The organism is Serratia sp. PL17 (assembly GCF_017832355.1).
Taxonomy (GTDB): Bacteria; Pseudomonadota; Gammaproteobacteria; order Enterobacterales; family Enterobacteriaceae; genus Serratia.
Map to the genome: position 1 here is coordinate 1,521,451 of NZ_JAFIBY010000001.1, position 23,693 is coordinate 1,545,143.

At 53.8% G+C, this 23,693-nt stretch carries 18 protein-coding genes; 10 read left to right on the top strand and 8 right to left on the bottom strand.

Going from position 1 to position 23,693, the window contains the following annotated elements:
* Positions 1-131 precede the first annotated feature (131 nt).
* The gene (locus JOE25_RS07315) at positions 132-1,238 is read left to right on the top strand and encodes an MFS transporter (RefSeq protein ID WP_245209710.1); all 1,107 of its coding nucleotides are present in this window, start codon (positions 132-134) and stop codon (positions 1,236-1,238) included.
* On the opposite strand, the gene hrpA is transcribed toward JOE25_RS07315, so the two are convergent.
* Complete coding sequence (gene hrpA / locus JOE25_RS07320) at positions 1,216-5,103, bottom strand: ATP-dependent RNA helicase HrpA (protein WP_209633700.1); 3,888 nt, start codon at positions 5,101-5,103, stop codon at positions 1,216-1,218. The two genes, JOE25_RS07315 and hrpA, sit on opposite strands and share 23 nt — an antisense overlap.
* 269 nt (positions 5,104-5,372) lie before the next feature.
* Between hrpA and azoR the strand changes: the two genes are divergently transcribed.
* Positions 5,373-5,978, top strand: coding sequence for an FMN-dependent NADH-azoreductase (gene azoR, locus JOE25_RS07325; RefSeq protein ID WP_037415646.1), 606 nt, complete (start codon positions 5,373-5,375; stop codon positions 5,976-5,978).
* A gap of 127 nt (positions 5,979-6,105) precedes the next feature.
* Here azoR and JOE25_RS07330 read toward each other — a convergent pair whose 3' ends face one another.
* From JOE25_RS07330 to JOE25_RS07340, 3 genes are read right to left on the bottom strand one after another with little or no spacing between them, the layout of a single operon-like run.
* The gene (locus JOE25_RS07330; protein ID WP_209633702.1) at positions 6,106-6,429 is read right to left on the bottom strand and encodes a YdbL family protein; all 324 of its coding nucleotides are present in this window, start codon (positions 6,427-6,429) and stop codon (positions 6,106-6,108) included.
* 8 nt (positions 6,430-6,437) lie between these two features.
* Positions 6,438-6,635, bottom strand: a complete 198-nt coding sequence (locus tag JOE25_RS07335; protein WP_209633704.1) for a YnbE family lipoprotein — start codon at positions 6,633-6,635, stop codon at positions 6,438-6,440.
* Complete coding sequence (locus JOE25_RS07340; RefSeq protein ID WP_209633707.1) at positions 6,632-9,244, bottom strand: YdbH family protein; 2,613 nt, start codon at positions 9,242-9,244, stop codon at positions 6,632-6,634. Before JOE25_RS07340 ends, JOE25_RS07335 begins: the two co-directional genes overlap by 4 nt.
* A gap of 536 nt (positions 9,245-9,780) precedes the next feature.
* Between JOE25_RS07340 and JOE25_RS07345 the strand changes: the two genes are divergently transcribed.
* Complete coding sequence (locus JOE25_RS07345) at positions 9,781-10,773, top strand: 2-hydroxyacid dehydrogenase (protein WP_209633709.1); 993 nt, start codon at positions 9,781-9,783, stop codon at positions 10,771-10,773.
* Between the two features lie 144 nt (positions 10,774-10,917).
* Complete coding sequence (gene hslJ / locus JOE25_RS07350; protein ID WP_209633711.1) at positions 10,918-11,346, top strand: heat shock protein HslJ; 429 nt, start codon at positions 10,918-10,920, stop codon at positions 11,344-11,346.
* A 43-nt stretch (positions 11,347-11,389) separates the two neighbouring features.
* On the opposite strand, the gene JOE25_RS07355 is transcribed toward hslJ, so the two are convergent.
* Both JOE25_RS07355 and JOE25_RS07360 read right to left on the bottom strand, forming a co-directional pair.
* On the bottom strand, positions 11,390-11,650 hold the full coding sequence (locus tag JOE25_RS07355) for a DUF333 domain-containing protein (RefSeq protein WP_209633713.1): 261 nt from the start codon (positions 11,648-11,650) through the stop codon (positions 11,390-11,392).
* 503 nt (positions 11,651-12,153) lie between these two features.
* A complete protein-coding gene (locus JOE25_RS07360) occupies positions 12,154-12,486 on the bottom strand; it encodes an SMR family transporter (protein WP_209633715.1) in 333 nt (110 codons plus the stop codon).
* A gap of 251 nt (positions 12,487-12,737) precedes the next feature.
* Here JOE25_RS07360 and nifJ point away from each other — a divergent pair, with 251 nt between their 5' ends.
* Positions 12,738-16,271: a pyruvate:ferredoxin (flavodoxin) oxidoreductase gene (nifJ, locus tag JOE25_RS07365; protein WP_209633718.1), complete on the top strand. Its 3,534-nt coding sequence runs from the start codon at positions 12,738-12,740 to the stop codon at positions 16,269-16,271.
* Position 16,272: 1 nt separating this feature from the next.
* Here the strand turns inward: nifJ and JOE25_RS07370 are convergent, their stop codons facing one another.
* Complete coding sequence (locus JOE25_RS07370) at positions 16,273-17,517, bottom strand: alginate lyase family protein (RefSeq protein ID WP_209634219.1); 1,245 nt, start codon at positions 17,515-17,517, stop codon at positions 16,273-16,275.
* Positions 17,518-17,780: 263 nt separating this feature from the next.
* Between JOE25_RS07370 and umuD the strand changes: the two genes are divergently transcribed.
* The 4 genes from umuD (at position 17,781) to JOE25_RS07390 (ending at position 21,069) form a co-directional block, all read left to right on the top strand.
* Positions 17,781-18,203: a translesion error-prone DNA polymerase V autoproteolytic subunit gene (umuD, locus tag JOE25_RS07375; protein ID WP_209633720.1), complete on the top strand. Its 423-nt coding sequence runs from the start codon at positions 17,781-17,783 to the stop codon at positions 18,201-18,203.
* Complete coding sequence (gene umuC / locus JOE25_RS07380; RefSeq protein WP_209633722.1) at positions 18,203-19,471, top strand: translesion error-prone DNA polymerase V subunit UmuC; 1,269 nt, start codon at positions 18,203-18,205, stop codon at positions 19,469-19,471. Before umuD ends, umuC begins: the two co-directional genes overlap by 1 nt.
* Positions 19,472-19,598: 127 nt before the next feature.
* The gene (gene ttcA / locus JOE25_RS07385; RefSeq protein WP_209633724.1) at positions 19,599-20,531 is read left to right on the top strand and encodes a tRNA 2-thiocytidine(32) synthetase TtcA; all 933 of its coding nucleotides are present in this window, start codon (positions 19,599-19,601) and stop codon (positions 20,529-20,531) included.
* Positions 20,532-20,670: 139 nt separating this feature from the next.
* Positions 20,671-21,069: a VOC family protein gene (locus JOE25_RS07390; protein WP_209633726.1), complete on the top strand. Its 399-nt coding sequence runs from the start codon at positions 20,671-20,673 to the stop codon at positions 21,067-21,069.
* A 217-nt stretch (positions 21,070-21,286) separates the two neighbouring features.
* Here the strand turns inward: JOE25_RS07390 and zntB are convergent, their stop codons facing one another.
* A complete protein-coding gene (gene zntB / locus JOE25_RS07395; RefSeq protein ID WP_209633728.1) occupies positions 21,287-22,270 on the bottom strand; it encodes a zinc transporter ZntB in 984 nt (327 codons plus the stop codon).
* Between the two features lie 193 nt (positions 22,271-22,463).
* Here zntB and JOE25_RS07400 point away from each other — a divergent pair, with 193 nt between their 5' ends.
* Complete coding sequence (locus JOE25_RS07400; RefSeq protein WP_245209712.1) at positions 22,464-23,537, top strand: hypothetical protein; 1,074 nt, start codon at positions 22,464-22,466, stop codon at positions 23,535-23,537.
* Positions 23,538-23,693: the final 156 nt, after the last annotated feature.

Sequence of the window (23,693 nt, forward strand, 5' to 3'; positions counted from 1 at the left end):
CTTTTTCGTTGTTTTTTGTCCTTATGATTGTAATCGAGCATGTAGCCTTTCCCTATACTGGCGCGATTATTCACTCGTAAAGGTTTATCTCCATGTCACGCTTACCATTACCATTAATGGTTGCCGCCATAATGGCTCCACAAGTGCTCGAAACACTCTATAGTCCGGCACTCACGGCAATCCGTGCCGATTTCAACGTCAGCGCTGCTCAGGCCAGCCAGACGCTGTCGATCTATTTCTTTGCTTTTGCCTTAGGCGTTGCCTTCTGGGGGGTGATGTGCGATCGGCTCGGCCGCAGAATGACAATGCTTGCAGGGCTGTCGTTCTATCTTGGCGGTGCCGTTATAGCGCTGTTGAGCAACGATTTCACGCTGCTATTGGCCGCCCGTGCCACCATCGCGTTTGGTGCAGCAGTCGGTTCCATCGTAACGCAAACCATGTTGCGAGATGTTTACCAGGGGCATGCTCTGGGGAAAATCTTTGCCACCCTCGGTATTGCCCTCTCTGTCAGTCCGGTGTTGGGCATGTTGGCGGGGGGAATATTGGTCAACTGGGGTGGCAGTATGGCGATATTCGCCGCTCAATGGGTGCTGGCTCTGGTGCTGTTGATTTGGTGTTGGGCCGCACTGCCGGAAACACAGTCGGCAGACTCCTCGACGGTTTCTTCGGCAAGCAGCGGCTGGATTATCCTGCGGGACCGACATATCTGGTCTTGTGCGTTATTAGTGGCGGGCTTCAATGTCATGGTGTTCAGCTACTTCAGCCTGGCCCCCTTTATGTTCGAACGATTGGGGCTGAGCAGCCAGCAGTTTGGTTACTCGGGCATTGTTCTGGCACTGGGCAGCCTGCTCGGGGCGCTGGTGAACCGTCATCTGTTAGCCAAGGGCATCGGCGCTGAACGTCAGATCCTGATGGGCAGTCTGTTAGCATTCGGCGCCGCACTGGCTTTATGTTACTGGCAAGACAGCCTGATGATGCTGCTACCCAGCATGTTGATCACCCTGGCTTTCGGGTTGGCGATCCCCAACGTATTGAGCCAGGCGCTGAATAACTACCGACAGCAATTGGGCACCGCCGGCGCAATTTTTGGCCTGCTCTACTACCTGCTGATTGGTGCCGGGCTCTCTCTGGCTGCCCTTGGGCAAGACCTGGCAGCGACACTGCTGGTGTGCAGCCTGCTGTGTCTGAGCTGTGCAGGCTGCCTGTTAGCGTCGCTTAACCAGAAAGCTGCTCCATAGTCTGCAGAATACGTTTGTCAGAGATGGGGTAAGGTGTCCCCAGCTGTTGAGCGAACAAGCTCACGCGCAGCTCTTCAATCATCCAGCGTACCTCTTTCACCTCATCATCCTGCTGTCGCTTCGGCGGCAGCTTGTTCAGCCACTGTTGCCAGGCCTGCTGTACCTGTTCCACCCGCAGCATCTGTGCACGATCGCGGTGTGGATCGACAGCCAACTTCTCCAGGCGACGCTCAATCGCCTGCAGATAACGCAGCGTATCCGGCAAACGCTTCCAGCCGTTGTTGGTCACAAAACCGCGATACACCAAGCCACCGAGCTGAGCTTTAATATCCGACAGCGCCAGTGCCAACGATATATCCACCCGGCCTTTCAACCTTTTGTTGATGTTAAACACCGCCGTCAGGATTTGCTCAACCTGCTTAGCGACCCCAACCACGGTTTCGTTCAGCTCGCCACGCACCAATTCCTGCAGGCGGGCAAAGTTTTCCTCCTGCCACACTGGCCCGCCATGTTCTGCGATCAGTTTGTCGATGCCACACGAAATGCAGTCGTCGATCAGATCCAACACTTTGCCGTAGGGGTTGAAGTACAACCCCAACTTGGCTTTGTTAGGCAGTTTTTCATGCAGATATTTGATTGGTGAAGGAATATTCAGTAACAGTAAGCGGCGAGTACCCTGCCACATTGCTTGCTGTTGCTCTTGTTCGCTGTCGAACAGGCGGATCGCTACGCTGTCTTTTTCGTCCACCAGCGCGGGATAGGCTTTCATCGAATAGCCGCCGCGTTTCTGCTCATAAAACGCCGGCAATGTACCAAAGCTCCAAATGTGCAGATTGCTTTGTTCCAACCCGTCGTCCGCCACCGCAGATAGCGTCTCTTGCACTTTGTCCTTCAGTTGTAATTTCAGCGCCGTCAGATTTTTTCCTTCGAGCAGGGTTTTGTGTTTTTCACCCACCACCCGGAACGTCATCTTAAGGTGATCGGGCACCTGATCCCATTGCCAATCATCACGTGACACCGTCACACCTGTCATGCGACGGAGTTCGCGTTCTAACGCATCAAGCAACGGCAATTCCAACGCAGTCACTCGCCCAAGGAAGGCTTCTGCGTAATTGGGTGCCGGTACAAAGTTGCGGCGGACGGGTTTGGGTAACGACTTAATCAAGGCAATCACCAATTCACGGCGAACGCCCGGAATTTGCCATTCAAACCCCTTTTCTTCTACCTGGTTCAAAATGGGCAACGGAATATGCACCGTAACGCCGTCGGCGTCGGTACCCGGCTCAAACTGGTATGTCAGACGCAGTTTGAGATTGCCTTGGTACCACGTGTTCGGATAATCCAGCGCGCTGACCTTATTGGCGCCATCCTTGATCAGCATCTCTTTTTCAAAGCTGAGCAGATCCGCATTCTGCTTACTGGCGTTTTTCCACCAATGGTCGAAATGGCGCCCGGACACCACATCATTCGGGATGCGCTGGTCATAGAAACTGAACAGGGTTTCGTCATCCACCAGAATGTCACGGCGACGCGATTTATGTTCCAGCTCTTCCACTTCTGCTCGCAGCTTCAGGTTGGCGCTAAAGAACGCATGGCGCGTTTGCCAGTCGCCCTCCACCAACGCATGACGGATAAACAACTCACGACACAATAAAGGATCGATGGTGCTGTAGTTCACCGCGCGCGCGGCAACAATCGGCAAGCCGAACAGCGTCACTTTCTCACTGGCCATGACCGCTCCCTGGGATTTCGACCAGTGCGGTTCACTGTAGCTATGCTTCACCAAATGCTGAGCCAGCGGCTCTATCCACTCCGGCTCAATCCGCGCGGCAATTCTTCCCCACAGGCGGCTGGTTTCCACCAGTTCGGCCACCATGGTCCATTTCGGTGGTTTTTTGAACAACCCTGAGCCAGGGAAGATCGAGAAACGTGCGTTGCGGGCGCCGGTGAACTCCTGTTTGTCGGCATCTTTCTGACCGATATGTGACAGCAAGCCGGTCAACAGCGCGGTGTGCACGCTGCGATAATCGGAAGGCTCACTGTTCACCGGCAGCCCCAATTCTTTCACCACCTGGCGCAATTGGGTGTAAATATCTTGCCATTCACGTACCCGCAGGTAGTTCAGGAAGTCATTGCGGCATAGCCGGCGGAACTGACTGGAGGAGTGTTCTTTTTGCTGCTCTTTCAGCCAGTCCCACAGATTCACGTAGGCCAGGAAGTCGGAGTCTTTATCAGCGAAGCGGCGATGTTTTTCGTCCGACGCCTGCTGTTTGTCCATTGGCCGTTCACGCGGATCCTGAATAGACAGTGCCGCGGTGATGATCATCACCTCGCGCACGCTGCCGCTTTTTTGTGCCTCCAGAACCATACGCGCTAACCGGGGATCAATGGGTAACTGTGCCAATTGACGCCCTTGCGGGGTGAGCTGGTAATGGCCGTTTTCCGCTGTTTTAATCGCCCCCAGTTCTTCCAGTAGGCGCACGCCATCCAGAATATTACGCTTGTCCGGGGCCTCCACGAACGGGAAAGCGGCGATGTCGCCCAACCCGAGTGAGGTCATCTGCAGGATGACCGACGCCAGGTTGGTACGTAAGATCTCCGGATCGGTAAACTCAGGCCGTGACAGGAAGTCTTGCTCCGCATACAGGCGAATACAAATACCGTCCGATACACGCCCACAGCGGCCTTTACGTTGGTTAGCCGACGCTTGCGACACCGGTTCGATCGGCAAACGCTGCACCTTGGTGCGGAAACTGTAGCGGCTGATACGGGCGGTACCCGGATCAATGACGTACTTGATACCCGGAACGGTCAGTGAGGTTTCTGCCACGTTGGTCGCCAGCACAATACGCCGGCCGTGGTGCGACTGAAATACTCGGTTCTGTTCGCTGTTCGACAGCCGAGCATAGAGGGGCAAGACTTCGGTATGTGGCAGATTCAGACGGTTCAGCGCGTCGGCGGTGTCGCGGATTTCGCGCTCACCGCTCATAAAGATCAGGATATCCCCCGGCCCTTCGCGGCCGAGCTCATCTACCGCATCGAAAATCGCCTGCAGTTGATCGCGATCGGTATCATCGGCGTCATCCACGACGGGACGATAACGTACCTCCACCGGGTACGTACGGCCGGAGACTTCGATAATCGGCGCATTATTAAAATGGCGCGAAAATCGCTGCGGATCGATAGTGGCGGAGGTAATGATAACTTTAAGATCTGGCCGCTTAGGCAACAATTCACGCAAGTAACCGAGGATAAAATCGATATTCAGGCTACGTTCATGCGCCTCATCGATGATCAACGTATCGTACTGCATCAGCAGCCGATCCTGTTGGATCTCTGCCAACAGGATGCCGTCGGTCATCAGCTTGACCAGGGTATTTTCCCCAACCTGATCGTTAAAACGCACCTTATAACCGACACTGCCACCCAACGGCGTTTCCAGCTCGTCGGCAATGCGGTTAGCGACGGTACGTGCCGCCAAACGCCGCGGCTGGGTGTGACCAATCAACCCCTTCACCCCGCGCCCCAGTTCCAGACAGATCTTCGGTAACTGGGTGGTTTTCCCCGAGCCGGTTTCACCGGCGACAATCACCACTTGATGATCGCGGATGGCCTGCAGAATATCCTGCTTTTTCTGGCTGACCGGCAGATTTTCCGGGTAGGTGATTTTCGGGCATGTCGCCGCACGCGACTGCACTTTACGCAGCGCGGTGGTTATGTCACTTTCGATTTCAACGGCCGCCGCCAACTGAGCATCGGTATTTTTGATTTTTCGTGCGCCTTGCAGGCGACGTTGCAGGCGTTGTTGATCACGGAGCATCAGCTCGCCCAGTTGGGCAGACAATGCCGCGAGCGGAGATTTCACTTTCGGTATTCCTTGTTTCATCGCTGCTGTATCAAGCATTAGCAACGGTATAATGATGTTTTAGCCATTTTTCAGCGTTAGCCGCGCAGAATATCACAAGCCGCTTTCTCCCCATAATCCCGCTGTTTATGTCTCAACAGGTTATTCAATAAAATCGAACAAAGGTCTCGAAATATTGCGCTATCACTGATGAAAAAATGTGAATAGAGTGTACTGCATGCAAGGGACGCTTCGTCCTGATGTCACTGTCATAACGTAAGGAATTAACGATGAGCAAAGTATTGGTTCTCAAATCAAGCATCCTGGCGGGCTATTCTCAGTCAAACCAACTGGCCGATTTCTTCGTTGAACAGTGGGCCAATACCCATGGCAACGACACCATCACCGTGCGTGACTTGGCTGCACAGCCGATTCCGGTGCTGGACGGTGAGCTGGTTGGCGCGCTGCGCCCTTCTGATGCGCCGTTGACTCCGCGTCAAATCGAAGCACTGGCGCTGTCCGATGAGCTGATCGCTGAGTTGCAGGCCAATGACACTATCGTTATGGCAGCACCGATGTACAACTTCAACATCCCAACCCAGTTGAAAAACTATTTCGACCTGATTGCCCGTGCCGGCGTCACTTTCCGCTACACCGAAAATGGCCCTGAAGGCTTGGTAAAAGGTAAACGTGCCATCATCCTGACCAGCCGCGGTGGCATTCACAAAGGTACGCCAACTGACCTGGTAGAACCTTACCTGCGTCTGTTCCTGGGCTTTATCGGTATCACTGACGTTGAGTTCGTGTTCGCGGAAGGCATCGCCTACGGCCCAGACGTCGCGACCAAAGCACAAGCCGATGCCAAGGCTGTGCTGGCACAGGTTGTTGCCGCCTGATGACCCACGCAGGGGCGTTATGCCCCTGCAAAGCCGCAACGGAAAGCCCCAAGTCCTGTCACACCTGCATTACCCTCATAAAAATCCAATGCTGTATTTTATTGCGCGCCTGATGGCGCGCTTTTTTTTATTTCTTCAGCCATTGACCGTTAATGCCACGTACATACTCCCCTGCGGGTGCACGCGACACCAGTTTCTGCCCGGCCATACGCGCCACATCGTCGATGGCGATATGGTTACCATCCGCAACTTGCTGGTATTTCTCAGTGCGCCCGGCATTGATACTTTTCACCAACGTCAGCGTTTCGGCATCCTGCTTCACCGGTGCGATATAACCGCTGAGCGTTTCCCCTACGCGCCCCTGCAGCTTGGCTTCATCCAGTGTCAGTGCCATCGCCATGCTGCTGAACAACCAACCGGCGCCAATCAAGCCTAAGTAACGTTTTTTCATGTTGGCTCCTAGAATAAACCGCTTTGGTCTTTCAGCAGATTTTCGACGTCTTTATCCACTTTGATGTGAATTTCATGTTCGATCTTCACATTCATGTTGATGGTGATCGGATCTTTAGGTGTCGCGACCTCGATGCGCGGCACGCAGCCGCTCAGCATAGACGTGCTCAGCACGGCAACCAGTAAAGGTCCGCTAATAATTTTCATGGTTGTTCCCCTGGTTTTGAGAGGGCCTGCTCAAGCCACTCCTGTAAATTGTCGCCAAAGCGCAAACTGCGCCAAAGCTGAAACACGTTTTCTTGATGGCTATAGTTCAGGATAACCTCCCGCTTGGCGCTTTTTTGCGGATTGACGCCGTCAATTCGGGCCTTCAGCGTCAACTCACCGAGGTTGTCGAGATCAACGCGGGCCTGTGAGCGGTTGATCTCCATATAGCGCAGCCAATCAATCGCCGCACCGGTTGCCAGATTGTTGCTGCCAATCGCATCGGCCATGTCTTTGTCCAGCCGTAGCGTCAACATGCCTGAATTGGCGATCCAACCGTTATGCACCAACCATTTGGGGTGATTCAGATACAGCGGTAATTCACCGTCAACCCGCCCGGACATCGCAAACTGTTTTGGCTTCAGGGCGGTAAACAACGCGCTGAGGTCAACCTTGTCTAATTTCAATACGGCGGCGTCATGCTGCGGCATTCTCAGCGCCGACAGGCTGATATGCCCATTCAAGGCGTCCATGCCGACATTGCTCAACGTCAGAGGGGCTTGATCGCTGTAAGGATAGGCGCCTTGAAGATCGGCAGTGATGTTCTGCACTTCAAACAGGTTACTGAATGATTTGATGCGCAGCATCACCGGTCGCTTGGCGCCTAACTGCCACAAATGGTTTTTCAGCCGGTACGACATGACGAAATCCAGACCGCTCATCTCACCGTCTTTCAACCACATACCGCCATTTTTCACCACCCAATGGCCACCCGCCTCAAAGCCTTGTTCCCGAGCGGCGGAAAATGCAGATTGGGCGTAAAACTCACCATCGCGCAATTTGATATTCAGATCGGGCGAAATCAGTGGCTGGAACACGTTCAGCGGCTGTTTAGGCCACCAGCCTTCACCACGTAAACGTTCACCGTCCCAGCGGCCACGTAACGCGATGGGCCCTATTTGCTCAGCCTGCAACTTGCCCTGTAACTGGAAACTGTCCGGCGTCTTGCCCTGCAGTTGCAGTGACAGCACGGGCGCGGGCAGGTAACCACCCTGAGTGAAGTTCACCTTGCCCGAGACCAGTTGCAGCTCACCGTTGAACGCGGGATTTTGCTCATCACGCTGCCATCGCAGCGGCTGACTGAGACTCAGGCGCGGCGCATCTACCGTCACGATGCTGTACTTCAACTGGTCAAAACCGGTAGAAAGGCGATCGAGAGTCAGTGTACTGTCCTGCCAACTTCCGCTGCCGGCGACGTCCCAGGCGGCTTGTAACGGTGGCAATTGCCCATTGCCCCAGTAGCGCCATTGCCAGTTACCCTGATCTGGCCAAAAGTCCTGCGCTTTGCCATCCAGATGCAGCTTGAAACGGCCCCAGTAACTGTCACTGGCGTTAATAATGGCCTGCAAACGCCCCGTAATACCGGCAGCAGTGACTTTTACGCCAGCCAGCGGCAAACGAGCCTCTTCCAGCTTCATTTCTGGCGTAGCGCTCCCCCACAGGCGTAACAACGCCCCTGGCTGTAATACCAGCGTCGGGTTGAGGATAGTGCCGCTGATAATGCCGGGAATCGAGGCGGTCATCGAGAAGTCGGCCAGATTCGCCTGTCCGGTCAGTTGGAAGCGCAGATTGCTGTCGATCAGCCCAATTTTACCCGGCCCCAACGTCAGCACCGCATTGCCTTTGCCATTGTGACCGTCGGTGATAACGTTCAAACGAGCGCGGATCTGGGTTTCATCAAACCCTTTGCTCCAATCGTGCAGTGCAATGCTCACCCCGCCGTTAAGCGGCTGCTGGCTGTATGGCCAGTGCCACTCACCCTGCGTAATACTGACCTGCTGCGGGTTGATTTCCCACGGCAATGTTGCCAAAGGTTTGTCTTCACCCTTTTCCGTCAGCGTCAGCACACCCTGCTGCTGTTGCCAGCGCATATCCAACAGCAACGGCTTTTTCAGGTAACCGGTCTGCATTTCACCGTGCAGGGCCCCCTGAGCCGGGATGCTGTCCAAATCCAGCGGAATGGCGATTTTCCCCGTTAGATGCAACGGCTGCGGGCTGTTTGGTGCAGACAATGTCAGGTCGTTGAGTGTCAATTGTTGATGCGGGTCCAACAACGCGTCAACGCTGATGTTTGGCCCTTGATACTGTAAACGCTGGCCCTCTGCGGAGGAATGGACCTGCAGTTTTCCGGCATAGTATTGCCATGGGGTCACTGCGAGATTCTTGATGGTGATATCCAATAGCGGCAATTGCTTTTGCAATTGATCTAACGCCAGTGGCGCACTGCTGGCGTCACCGGGAGGCAATTTTGATAAACAGGCGGTATCGATAGTCAGCGTGTCGCTGACCAGTTGCCAACGCCCTTGATGATAAGCCAAGCGTGTCGGTCCGACGGCGGCAAGTAAGCAGTCCTGCGCTAAAAAACGGGCACCATCCAACTGCAATGCCCCTTGTTGCCACTGCAGTTTGCCCTGCAAAACCAACTGGCTACCTTGCGGCAACCAGTGAGAAAGCACGCGGGGTAGCCAGCGCGGCAATGTTTGCCATAGCGCCAGCAGCAGGATCAACGTACTAACCACAATCCCTATGAATACTTTCAATCGCTTAGTCATTAAATGATTGCTTCATTCCTGAGTGAGGCACTCTTTTCCGGACCCAAGGCCGTTTAGGGTAAGTCTATGCCTGAATTAGCAATAATGATGGCATGAATTTGACATAGGGTGAAGCCGAGGCCGACGAAGATACCCCGTACAGGCACTTTTACAGGCATTGATACGGAGCCTGTAAGCTTTAGTTACATATTCACCGCATGTATATGACCTGTTTCAGACTTTTGTTATTGTCGTTACATTTGATCATTAATAGTCTTGCAATCATTCTAACAAAAGTCAGCTGCTAGCTAACTATACTAGAGAAGCCATTCCCCACTCCCCCGTGGGGATTTTTTTTATCCTCTGCTCAGCAACGTCCCTTACCCTCCTGCACACACTGAATATCCTGCCTGTTTCAGCGTCGCCAGCTACCTTTATTGATACAGCTTCACCTGATGACCCATACCACTTTTTAGCGTTACCGACATGGGCTAACCAATTGTAGAATTTACCAAAATCTGTTAAATTGATCACAAAATCACGCGGGAGAAACCACGATGAAATTGGCGATATACAGCACCAAACAGTATGACCGTAAATATCTCGAACTGGTGAATCAGCAGTTTGGCTTCGAGCTGGAGTTCTTTGACTTCTTGCTTAGTAAAAAAACCGCCAAAAACGCCGCCGGCTGTAAAGCTATCTGCATCTTCGTCAACGACGACGGTAGCCGTGAAGTCCTTGAAGAGCTGGCGGCATTAGGCGTCGAAATCCTGGCGCTGCGCTGTGCGGGCTTCAACAATGTGGATTTGGATGCCGCCAAAGAATTGGGCATCAAGGTGGTGCGCGTACCGGCCTATTCACCCGAAGCCGTTGCTGAGCATGCGGTAGGGATGATGATGTGCCTTAACCGCCGTATTCACCGCGCCTACCAACGCACCCGTGATGCCAATTTCTCGCTCGAAGGGCTGATTGGGTTCAATATGCATAACCGCACTGCCGGGGTCATCGGCACCGGTAAAATTGGCGTCGCCACCATGCGTATCCTGAAAGGGTTCGGCATGAAACTGTTGGCTTATGACCCATACCCAAGCGATGAGGCTCTGGAATTGGGTGCAGAATACGTCGATCTGAAAACGCTGTACGCACAGTCTGACGTGATCACCCTGCACTGCCCGCTAACGCCGGAAAATCACCACCTGCTGAACACCGACGCTTTTTCAGCCATGAAAGATGGCGTGATGATCATCAACACCAGCCGTGGCGGTCTGATTGATTCATCAGCAGCGATTGATGCGTTGAAACAGCAAAAAATCGGCGCTCTCGGTATGGACGTGTATGAGAACGAACGTGACTTGTTCTTCGAAGACAAATCCAATGACGTGATTCAGGACGATATTTTCCGCCGTCTGTCAGCCTGCCACAACGTGCTGTTTACCGGTCATCAGGCTTTCCTGACGGAAGAGGCGCTGACCAGCATATCGGAAACCACGTTACAAAACGTGAACCTGTTGGATCGCGGCGAGAACTGCCCTAACCAGCTCAATGCCTGATTTTTATACCCTGGATAATTGGCGTTGCGTCGAGGCGGCAAGCCTGTAAATCCCCGGGAGCCTGGTCAACCAGGTGACCGGGGTGAGCAGACGCAGCCAACAAAGAGGCAGTTTCAAGTATGACGGGTTTAGCAAGGAGAGCCGATGAACAAGCCTATCTTGGTGGCGTTAACGGTGCTGCTGTTAGCCGGGTGTGGAATGAATCAGAAAAGTAAGACGGTGACAGAAAGCGATCTGTTGCATCATCACTTTGTGCTGCAAAGTGTCGACGGTATAACGGTGACGCCAGGGCACGGCAATGGGCCTAATATCGAGTTCGGTGAAACAATGCACGTTTCCGGTGCCATGTGTAACCGCTTCTTCGGCAATGGCCAATTGCAAGACGGCGTATTGACGGTGCAAGGCCTGGCCTCTACCCGCATGCTGTGCACCGATCCGCAGCTCAACCAGTGGGACGCAATGATCGGCGACGTGCTGAGCAACGGGGCAAAAGTAACCCTCAGCGCACAGCAGTTAACGCTGAGCGGCGGTGACCATACCCTGGTTTATAAACTGCGCGATTGGGTGCAGTGATCCCTGTGCACCAGGCTGCCCGGCGGCCTGGTGCGCTTTTACGTTAGCCGGCGCTCGCGCAGGCGCCCCGGCCCAATGTGGATTCTTCGCACTGTTTGCCATTCGGCATCTGACACATTCTGATCGCCTCGCCGTTCAAGTTGTGGGTCACGGTAGTGACGCCGCCAACGATGGCGCAGTTTGCGCTAGTCTGTAAGCTATTGATTCTTGCACTGTTGCCTTGTTGGACTGGTTCTTCATTCTTGCTGCTGCAGGCTGCCAAAAGCAATACGGCACTGGCCAGCACCCATTTAGATGTTGTCATTATTCCACTCCTGAACCCGGAACTTCGCTGTGTAAAATCGCCATTGCTGATAACTCGCATCACTTTATTGCGGACGCGTTTTGTTATCTTTGATGCAAACCTATTTAATCTAGCCTGATATATAAATAATGAAAATATATTCCTGCAATTATTTGGCGTTTATTTGAACAGTGCAGTGATTATTATGGTTACCGGGTTTTTCCGTCTGGTCGGCAGCGCAGATGTCGAACCCTCAGTGCGAGGCCCGAGAGCGGGTTAACCTTGGGCGAATTGAGGGGACGGTTGAGGACCTGCAGGCGATTTCAGCTACGCCGAATGGCACAAAACGCAGGCGAGAAAACAGTGCTGATGTTGCTGACAGATGCAGGTGAAAATGCAGGGGAAACACTGCCGAGAGAAAAGCAATGATTATAATCAATCCATTATTTTCAGTTATTTATTACTGCAATTTTCAGCCAGCGCCGCTGAATGTCACGCTGGCTATTTTTATGTTGGAATAAGGATCAATGCGCGGCAGTTTTTGACAGTAAATTAATCACCAGTACCCCGGCAATAATTAATCCCATGCCAAGTACAGCAGGCAGATCCAGCTTTTGTTGATAAACAAATACTGCCGCAATCGACACCAGAACAATGCCCATGCCCGACCAGATAGCATAAACAATCCCCAATGGCATGGTTTTCACCACCATTGACAGCCCCCAGAAAGCCACACCGTAACCAATCACGACCACCAGTGACGGCCATAGGCGGGTAAAGCCCTCAGAGGCTTTCAGCATGGTTGTCGCGATCACTTCTGCAACAATTGCCATGGCCAAATACATAAATCCACTCATCGTTTTTTCTTCTGTAAGTTTGCCGTTTTACCAGTATGACGTGCCGGAAATAAATTGTCGTTAAACAAGCATGACAATTCTCCATCACAGAACGGTCTCAATTCAAGAAATATCCGTTTACACCGATTTTTGTCGATTTATCGTCCGCCACACAAACGCGATAAAGAGCCAATATATCCCTCTGCTAGACTTTTGTTAATTACTGCAAGAGGTGACTCCTGCAGCTTTTTGAGCAATGAAAGGTAAAGTCGATGATTACTACAGATGGTAATAACGCAGTCGCTTCCGTCGCCTATCGCGCCAGCGAAGTGATTGCCATCTACCCAATCACCCCCAGTTCGACCATGGCAGAGCAAGCCGATGCCTGGTCCGGTGACGGCCGCCAGAATATCTGGGGAGACGTACCGCGAGTGGTGGAAATGCAGTCCGAAGGCGGCGCTATCGCCACGGTACACGGGGCGTTACAAACCGGTGCGCTGTCGACGTCGTTTACCTCATCGCAGGGCCTGCTGTTGATGATCCCGACGCTGTACAAATTGGCCGGCGAACTCACGCCCTTTGTACTGCACGTCGCCGCCAGGACGATTGCAACTCACGCGCTGTCAATTTTCGGTGACCATTCAGACGTCATGGCCGTACGCCAAACGGGGTGCGCCATGCTGTGCGCCAGCAATGTGCAGGAAGCGCAGGACTTTGCGTTAATTTCTCAAACCGCCACCCTCAACAGCCGCCTGCCATTTATTCATTTTTTTGATGGTTTTCGTACCTCGCATGAAATCAACAAGATCATACCGCTGAGCGACGACGTTCTGCGCCAAATGCTGCCACAGGATGCGATTGATGCACATCGCAGCCGCGCCCTGTCGCCAGACCACCCCGTGGTACGCGGCACCTCCGCCAATCCGGACACGTATTTCCAGTCGCGTGAAGCCACCAACCCTTGGTACAACGCCGCGTGTCAGCATGTGATTGATGCCATGGACACATTCGCCCAAATTACCGGGCGGAAATACCAACCTTTTGAATATTATGGCCACCCGCAGGCCGAACGCGTGGTGATCCTGATGGGTTCTGCTATCGGCACCTGCGAAGAAGCGATCGACGCCCTGCTGACCCGCGGTGAAAAAGTCGGCGTGTTGAAAGTCCGGTTGTTCCGGCCATTTTCCGCGCAGCATCTGCTCAGCGTTCTGCCGGAGAGCGCAAAAAAAATCGCCGTACTGGATCGCACCAAGGAGCCGGGGGCATTAGCGGAGCCGCTCTATCTGGACGTGATGACCGCGCTGGCCGAAGCCTTCAGCCGTGGTGAACGTGCCAGTATGCCAATGGTCATTGGCGGTCGTTACGGGTTGTCCTCAAAAGAGTTCGGACCAGACTGTGCATTGGCGGTATTTAACGAACTGGCATTGGAAAAACCGCGTCCGCGCTTTACCGTCGGCATTTTCGATGATGTCACCAGCCTTTCTCTGCCACTCAGTGAAGACCCCCTACCGCAGCGTGCTTCGTTGGAGGCACTGTTCTACGGCTTGGGCAGCGACGGCTCCGTATCCGCCACCAAGAACAACATAAAAATCATCGGCAACAGCACACCGATGTACGCGCAGGGCTATTTCGTTTACGACTCTAAAAAGGCCGGCGGCCTGACAGTGTCACACCTGCGCGTCAGCGAGCACCCGATCAACTCGGCCTATCTGGTCAGCCGCGCCGACTTTGTAGGCTGCCACCAGTTGCAATTTATCGATACCTACCAGATGGCGGAACGCTTGAAACCAGGGGGTATCTTCCTGCTCAATACTCCATACGGTGCCGAAGAGGCCTGGTCACGTCTGCCGCAGGAAGTGCAGGCGGTGCTGCTGCAACGTCAGGCGCGTTTTTACATTATCAACGCGGCAAAATTGGCGCGTGAATGCCGGCTCGGTGCGCGTATCAATACCGTGATGCAGATGGCGTTCTTCCACCTGACCCAGATCCTGCCAAGCGACGTCGCGCTGCAGCAATTGCAGGACGCCATCGCCCGCAGCTACAGCAGCAAAGGTCAGGACATTGTTGAACGTAACTGGCAGGCGCTAGCCGCCACGCTCGACGCACTGGTTGAAATCCCGCTGCAGCCGGTTAACGACAATAGCCCAATGCGCCCTCCCGTGGTCTCCGACGCGGCACCCGACTTTGTCAAAACCGTGACTGCCGCGATGTTGGCCGGACTGGGTGATGCACTGCCGGTGTCGGCCTTCCCGCCTGACGGTACCTGGCCGGTTGGCACCACCCAGTGGGAAAAACGCAATATCGCCGAAGATATCCCCATTTGGCAGCCGGATCTGTGCACCCAATGCAACCACTGCGTGGCCGCCTGCCCGCACTCCGCGATTCGCGCTAAAGTGGTACAACCGGAAGCGATGGAACATGCTCCTGCCTCACTGCAATCGCTAGATGTGAAGGCACGCGATATGCGTGGCCAGAAATACGTCCTGCAGGTAGCCCCGGAAGACTGCACCGGCTGTAATCTGTGCGTTGAGGTGTGCCCGGCGAAAGATCGCCAGAACCCGGACATCAAAGCGATCAACATGGCGCCGCGCCTGGAGCATTTGGCTGAGGAAAAAGCGCATTACGACTTCTTCCTGCAACTGCCGGAGATCGATCCTGCACAGCTCGAACGGATCGACATTCGCACGTCGCAGCTGATCTCACCGCTGTTCGAATATTCCGGTGCCTGTTCCGGCTGTGGCGAAACGCCGTACATTAAGCTCTTGACCCAACTTTATGGCGATCGACTACTGATTGCCAACGCCACCGGCTGCTCATCTATTTACGGTGGCAACTTGCCTACCACCCCTTACACCACCAATGCTGAAGGCCGCGGCCCTGCCTGGGCCAACTCGCTGTTTGAGGATAATGCAGAGTTTGGTCTCGGTTTCCGATTGACGGTCGATCAGCATCGCAGCCGCGTGTTGCGTCTGTTGAACAGCCTGGCACCGCAATTGCCGGCACAGTTGGTTAATGCCCTGCAGATGGATGATATCGCTCCGGAACCTCGCCGCCAGCAGATTGCTGAACTGCGCAGTCTGCTGACGCAGATTGAAGGTAACGACGCACGCCAGCTGGCGACCGACGCCGATTATCTGGTGGACAAATCTATCTGGCTGATTGGCGGCGATGGCTGGGCTTACGACATCGGATTCGGTGGGTTGGATCACGTCCTCAGCCTGACCGAGAACGTCAACGTACTGGTGCTGGATACCCAATGCTATTCCAATACCGGCGGTCAGCAGTCGAAGGCCACCCCATTGGGCGCCGTCACCAAGTTCGGCGAGCACGGCAAGCGTAAGGCACGTAAGGACTTAGGCGTCAGCATGATGATGTACGGCCACGTGTATGTCGCGCAAATCTCGCTGGGTGCGCAGCTCAACCAGACGGTGAAAGCGATTCAGGAAGCCGAGGCCTATCCGGGCCCGTCCCTGATTATCGCCTACAGTCCTTGTGAAGAGCACGGTTACGATCTGGCACTCAGCCACGATCAAATGAAGCAGTTGACCGCCACTGGCTTCTGGCCGCTGTATCGCTTCGATCCGCGTCGTGCAGATGAAGGTAAAGCAGCACTGGCACTGGACTCACGGACACCCAACAGCAACCTGACCGAAACCCTGCTCAAAGAGCAGCGCTTCCGCCGCCTGAACTCACAGCAGCCGGAAGTCGCCAGCGCGTTGTATCAGGCCGCCGAGAAAGAGCTGAAGGAAAAGTACGACTTCCTCAGTCTACTGGCCGGTAAAGGAGAAAAAACCTCCGCTGAGTAAATCATTGGGGCGCGACCGGTTCGCGCCCCGCTTCCAGCCAGCTTTGCCGCTGCGCCTCTTTCACCGCACCGCGTACGTAACTGCTTTTGCCCTGCCATTGCCTGACGTCAAATTGCGCTTTTTCAATCACCGTTTGATAGCGTTTGGTTTTCAGCATGCTGTCGGTTTGGATCAGCAGCGGAACAAGGCGAACCCCGACCCGATCCAGACTCGGATAAGACCACGGGTGCGCCGCATCAACATAAGGCGCCATAAAATCCAGCGCAGCCAATAATGAGCTGCCCTGTTCTGTAGGGTAATGCCAGAGATCGATGCCCTGTCGCTGTGCCAAACCCGCCATCAGGACCAAGGCTTGCAGATTAAAGTAACTGTAGTGAAACGAACGAGTACGCAGCAGTTCCTGCGGTTGCGTCCCGTTGACGGCAAGCTGCACATCCAGCTTATGCTGCATCAAAACGGCCATATCACGCACCACGTCGTCACGCCCGAGCCAGGCAGCAATGCCCGCTACCTGCACGGTATACCAACTGCCGTGATTATTCTTTGCGGCGCCCTCCTGTTTACCGGCTGGGCTGTGTAACAACCAGTCGAGGTAACGGGCAAACCATTGCCGCATCTGGCTTTCATCTTGCGCCGTCCACCCCGGAGTCTGTTGCAGCAATAACAGGCTGTCGACAATGCGAATGGCAAAATAGCGCCCATCGAGAATGCCATTACCGCGCCCGCTGTCGCGGCCCGGAATACCCTGAGCGTAGTTGAGGTTTGGGTTCATCCGCGTTGATGGATCGATGAACCAGGTACGGATCAGCCTAATCGCCCGATCGCTGTAACGTTGCTGGCCGGAGAAATACCCCGCCAATGCCAGTGTTTGTACCCGCTGGGTGAACTCTGCCAGCCGCACGCCATCACTCTGTTCATTTTTACTGGCCGGGTTCACCTGCCCATCGCGACGAACCCAAGGCAACCCATTGGGTTTACTCGCATCCGGCCACCAATAGGCCCCCAGACTCAGGTAGTCATGCCTGTCTCCGCTCGGCGGGGTCAGGCCTTTATCAGTGACGCTGAGCAACGGCTTTCGCAGTGCGCTGTCAGCATCACGTATCAGGCGTTGATAGTTGGCATCCCCCTGAGTCTGTGCTTTTACCTGTGACAACTGCGGCTGCTGCAAGAAAATACAGCACTCAACGGCGTTAGCGGCAAAAGGCGTCAGGCAAAGCAAGAGGGCTGCACGCAGGCAGGTACGTATCATCAGGCAGGTACCCCATTATGATCATGAGTGACTGAGAGTATCCTGCCCGGTTTTGTGTGTCCCGACAGATAAAAAACGTTTCTGAGCGTAAAAACGCACGGACACTGGCGCTTGTGAGCCACCCCCTAAAACTTTTCCGAGAGGATCATCTTGCCCAACAAGGGGATAACTGACGATCGTCTCGCCCCTGACTTTCTTTATGGTTGTAATGGCTAAAAATCGATTATACTGTATATAAAAACAGTATAGAGAAATGCACCATGAAACACTTTTTACCCACACCAACCCCAGAGAAACAGCGCATTCCGCTTTACGCCGATAATGTCCCGGCTGGCTTTCCCAGCCCCGCGCAAGACTACATACACGCACGGATTGACCTCAACGAATACTGCATTAGCCACCCTTCGGCGACGTACTTTCTGATCGCTTCCGGAGAAAGCATGATCGAAGCCGGGATCACCGACGGATCCATGCTGGTGGTTGATCGAAGCATTGGCGCCTGCCACGGCGATATCGTGATCGCCAGCATCGCAGGCGAGTTCACCGTTAAGCGCCTGTGTCTGCATCCTGTCGCGCAGCTTGAGCCGATGAATCCGAAGTTCCGGCCAATACCGCTGCGGGATGACAACGACGAGCAGAATATCGTCGGCGTGGTCGTTTCAACCATCACGAGGCTGAAATAATGTACGCCCTGGCCGACGTGAACAGTTTTTATGCGAGTTGTGAAATACTGTGGCGCCCAGACCTCCGTGGGCGGCCCGTTGTTGTGCTGTCTAACAACGACGGCTGTGTGGTGGCGCAGAGTAAAGAGGCTAAAGCCCTGGGCCTGAAAACAGGCGCGCCCTACTTCAAAATAAAGCATGATTTTGAACGTGCAGGCGGTATCGCATTCAGCAGCAACTATGAGCTGTACGCCGATATGTCGATGCGAGTGATGGCCGTGCTCGAAGAAATGGCCCCCCGTGTTGAAATTTACTCCATTGACGAAAGCTTCCTTGATCTTGCCGGCGTACAAAATTGTGTCGATTTGACAACCTTCGGGCACCAGGTTCGCGACCGCGTTTTGCAATGTACCGGCCTCACCGTCGGTGTCGGTATTGCCCAAACCAAGACGCTGGCAAAACTGGCGAACTTCGCAGCGAAAAAATGGGAACAAACCCGCGGTGTGGTTGATCTTTCCAACCCGGTACAGCAACGAAAATTAATGGCGAAAGTGCCGGTGATGGAAGTCTGGGGTATCGGAAGACGCCTAACCAAAGAGCTGCAAAATATGGGGATCAAAACCGCACTGCAATTGGCGGAGGCAAGCACAACAATGATCCGCAAGCATTTCAGCGTGGTGATTGAACGCACGGTACGTGAACTGCGCGGTGAACCCTGCTTGTCGCTCGAGGAGTTTGCCCCAACCAAACAGCAGATTATTTGCAGCAGATCATTTGGTGAACGCGTCACCGAATATGGTGATATGCATCAGGCAATCTGTATGCATGCTTCCCGCGCGGCAGAAAAACTGCGTGCAGAGCACCAATATTGCCGGAATATCAACGCATGGGTTAAAACCAGCCCCTTCTCGGCCAACGAAAAGTATTATGGCAACACCGCGAACATCATGCTCAGTACGCCAACGCAAGATACGCGCGACATCATCGCAGCAGCGATTCGGTGCCTTGATAAGATTTGGCAGCCCGGCCACCGCTATCTAAAAGCCGGCGTTATGCTGCAAGACTTTTACTCGCAAGGCGTAGCTCAGTTAGACCTGTTCGATGAATATCAGCCACGCCCCAACAGCGAACGTTTGATGGCCGCCCTGGACAAAATCAATCAGTCCGGGCATTCAGGGGTGTGGTTTGCCGGACAAGGAAACCAGCAAACATGGTCGATGAAGCGTGAGTTTCTCTCTCCGGCTTACACCACACGGGTGGAAGATTTACCGCGTGCTCGCGTGTACTGAAAATCGGCAATCAGCCTTTGCGGCCAAGAGCGTATGGATGAAATACCCAATCAGCCCATAGAATGCTAAACTCGCTGCCTAAAACGTCATGCCCATAGTGCCCCCAATTGAGAACGAGCACGATTTAATGTCAGAAAATCAAACCATTAGCCAAAAAGAGCAGTACAATCTCAACAAGTTGCAAAAGCGTCTGCGTCGTAACGTGGGCCAAGCGATCGCCGATTTCAACATGATTGAAGAAGGTGACCGTATCATGGTCTGCCTGTCCGGTGGCAAAGACAGCTACACCATGCTGGAGATCCTGCGTAATCTGCAGCAGAGCGCACCGGTCAACTTCTCACTGATTGCGGTAAACCTCGACCAAAAACAGCCTGGTTTCCCCGAGCATATTCTGCCAGCCTATCTGGAAAGCCTGGGTGTGGAATACAAGATCGTTGAGGAAAATACCTACAGCATCGTCAAAGACAAAATTCCCGAAGGCAAAACCACCTGTTCGCTGTGTTCACGCCTGCGCCGCGGGATCCTTTACCGCACCGCCACCGAACTGGGCGCGACCAAAATTGCCCTTGGCCACCACCGTGACGACATTCTGCAAACGTTGTTCCTCAACATGTTCTATGGCGGTAAGCTGAAAGGCATGCCACCGAAACTGATGAGCGACGATGGCAAGCACGTGGTCATTCGCCCGCTGGCTTATTGCCGTGAAAAAGACATTGAGCGTTTCTCGATCGCCAAGGCATTCCCGATTATTCCATGTAACCTGTGTGGTTCGCAGCCTAACCTGCAACGCCAGGTCATTGGCGATATGTTGCGTGACTGGGATAAACGTTACCCGGGCCGTCTGGAAACCATGTTCAGCGCAACGCAGAACGTCGTGACCTCGCACCTGAGTGACTTTAACCTGTTTGATTTTAAAGGCATTCATCACGGTAGTGAGGTTGTTGACGGCGGGGATTTGGCCTTTGACCGCGAAGACCTCCCCATGCAACCGATCGGCTGGCAACCGGAAGATGCGGATGACGCCACCCCGGTGCGTTTAGACGTTCTCGAAATTAAGTAAGTCGATATACCGCCCGCACTCTGCGGGCGGTTCCTTTCCTTCCCCGTTTTTGATCCCGCTCGCAATTTCAGCAGAATTCGTCGGACAGTGCGGTTTTTATCCTATACTGTGTTTTTATACAGCAACCAGGAGATTACCGATGAACATCACCCCCTGCTTATCCCACGTTTCTCTCGGCAGCAATAATTTTGAAGCCGCAGCTGATTTTTACGATCGCACGCTTGCCGCATTAGGCTGCCGACGGGTGTTAGAACATCCTGGTGCTATTGGCTATGGGCGTGATTATCCGGAGTTCTGGTTGCAGATCCCGATCGACGGTAAACCGGCGACAACCGGTAACGGTCTGCATGTGGGATTTTTCGCCACCAGCAAACAACAGGTTGATGATTTCTACCGCCAGGCGCTGCAGGCCGGCGCAAAAGATGAAGGTGCCCCCGGCTCACGACCGCATTATGGTGAGGCCTACTATGGCTGCTTTGTGCGCGATCTGGACGGGCACAAGATCGAGGCCAGTTTTTGGGATGAGAGTGCCGCCTGACGGGGAAAATGACAGACAAAAAAATGCCGGTGATTAAACCGGCATCGTATGAATCAATGTGCTATGCAGTAATTCTAAATATAAGAAAGTAAGACAATTATGGAGCACAACGCCCATCGCTTGACGTTGCATTCACCTGCGGGAGAGATCATGCCCCATTTCCCCCCCGGAAAAGTTGATATCGCTCAATGTTAACCGGGTTTTCAGGGCTTTTTGGTTACAGCCAACGGCGCCGCTTCAGCCACCAGCCCACGCCTAGCACCAGAGCGAGCAGCATCAGGCAAAACGACCCAAAACCAAAGGGCGCTGTATTGCCAGGGATGCCACCAAGGTTGACACCAAACAGCCCGGTCAAAAAGGTGGTCGGTAAAAACACCATCGCCAACAAAGACATTGTGTAGGTACGGCGATTCATCGCATCGGCCATTACGGTGGTGATTTCGTCGGACAGGATCGCGGTACGTGCAATGCTGCCGTCCAGGTCATCCAGCCCTCGCCCCAACCGGTCGGCGATATCCTGCATACGGCGACGATCATCATCGTTCATCCAGGGCAGGCGATCGCTTGCCAAACGGGAAAATACGTCACGCTGCGGCGCCATGTAGCGACGCAGTACAATCAATTGTTTGCGGATCAACGCCAACTGCCCGCGTTCAGGGATTTGTTGCTCTAACAGCGCATCTTCCAGATCGATGATCTTATCGTGCAAGTCTTCGATAAATTCACTGGCATGGTCTGTCAGCGCATCGGATATTTCCACCAGCCAATTACCACTGTTGGTCGGCCCGCTGCCATTTTGCAGATCGTTCACCACCTGATCAATGGAGTACACCTTACGGTGACGGGTAGACACGATCAGTTTGTCGGTCATATAAACACGGATCGTCACTAACTGATCCGGCCGCGAGTTAGTGTTGAAATTGATACTGCGCAGCGTGATCATGGTGCCATCGCCAACCCGACTGACGCGCGGTCGCGAACTTTCTCCAGATAACGCCTCCCTTACCGCATCCGGCAACAGCGGCGTGGTGGTCAGCCACTCGGCGCTAGCTGAATGAGCATAATCGAGATGCAGCCAGCAAGGTTCGTCGCAGGTGACTTTATCTTCGTAATCAATCGGTGTTACGCCACCCTTGCCGTCAAGCTGGTAAGCATACACTGCGTCAGGAACCTGTAACTCGCGCCCCTCAATGACTTCCATTCCTCATCCCCTCTGCTTTTCAGTTATCCGAGAGTCTAGCGTTATTGGTATGCAGATCAAAGACCAAGCTGTAAGGGTTGGTTTCTCCCACGCTCCGACCCGAACTCACTATACTTGTGCATACCAAGGAGTGACTGAATACCCGGTGGGAGAGAATCATGTTTGACAGTAGTGCAACGGCAGAATGATGATAATGAAAACAATAACGCGGCTCTGCCGTCTGGTGAGCCTGTCTGGGCTCTTGTACGCTTTCTGCCTGCACGCCAGCCCAGCACTGAACCACTATGCTGAAACTTACCCGCTACAACTGGCGGGGTCAGGCCAACTGCCGTACTTTGTGGCTAAACCGCAGGCTAACTCCCCACGCTCTGCTTTGGTCGTCATTCATGGCCACCCGCGAGATGCCGGTAAAACACTGCAGGCCGCCATTAAGGCCGCCCAACTGTCTGCCAGAACGGGGGACACGCTGCTGGTCGCCCCTCTGTTCCCCGTCAGTGGCAGCCAGGCCACGCACTGCCATTCACCGGGAGTCCCAGCCGCTCAGGCAGGCGACGCGCTGTGGAGTTGCAGTTCCTGGATCGAGGGAGGCCTCGACACTCTGGGGCAAACCAGCTCATTTACCGCACTGGATCGTCTGGTTGCCGAACTGAAAATAAAATGGCCGCAAATACAGTCGATCACCGTTGCTGGTTTTTCCGCCGGTGCGCAATTTGTGCAACACTATGCTGGATTTGCCAAACCGCCTGCCGGCGTGGCGCTGCGTTATGTCATCGCTGACCCAGGCAGCTGGCTCTATTTTGATCGCCAACGGCCACAACCGATAGAGAACACACACCCTGCCGACTGGCGCAACTGTAACCAAAAAGGACGCTGTCGCTTTGATTGGGTTGTGAGCAATACGGACGCTTGCCCGAACATCAATCGTTGGAAATACGGCATTGATTCTATGCCCCCTTTTCTCGGACAAAGCCCAGAGTCTGTACGTCAACGCTATGCAATGGCAGATATCACCTACATTGAAGGCGAGAAAGATACCGGTAATGCACCAGGCACGTTCTACAAGATACTCGATAAATCCTGCGCGGCGCAGGCTCAAGGCCCTTATCGGCTGCAACGCGGTATCGCCTATGCCGCTTACGATCGGCAATTTATCGCCCCGCACGCCAAGCATGACTTACTGATTGTGCCCGGCTGTGCGCATGACGTGGCCTGCGTATTTCCGTCTTCTCTTGGCCGCAAGGCATTATTTAAGCAAGACGCAGACTAATAATCACCGAAATGAAATAAAATCATTTCCAATCTTGGCGAATAGAGTGAATAAAGCGCTGGCGATGATGCCATTATTATGACTTAACATATTCACAGCAATTTTAATTCAAAATAACAATAAAAAATCAACATAAAGCTGTTCCAGCTCAAATTT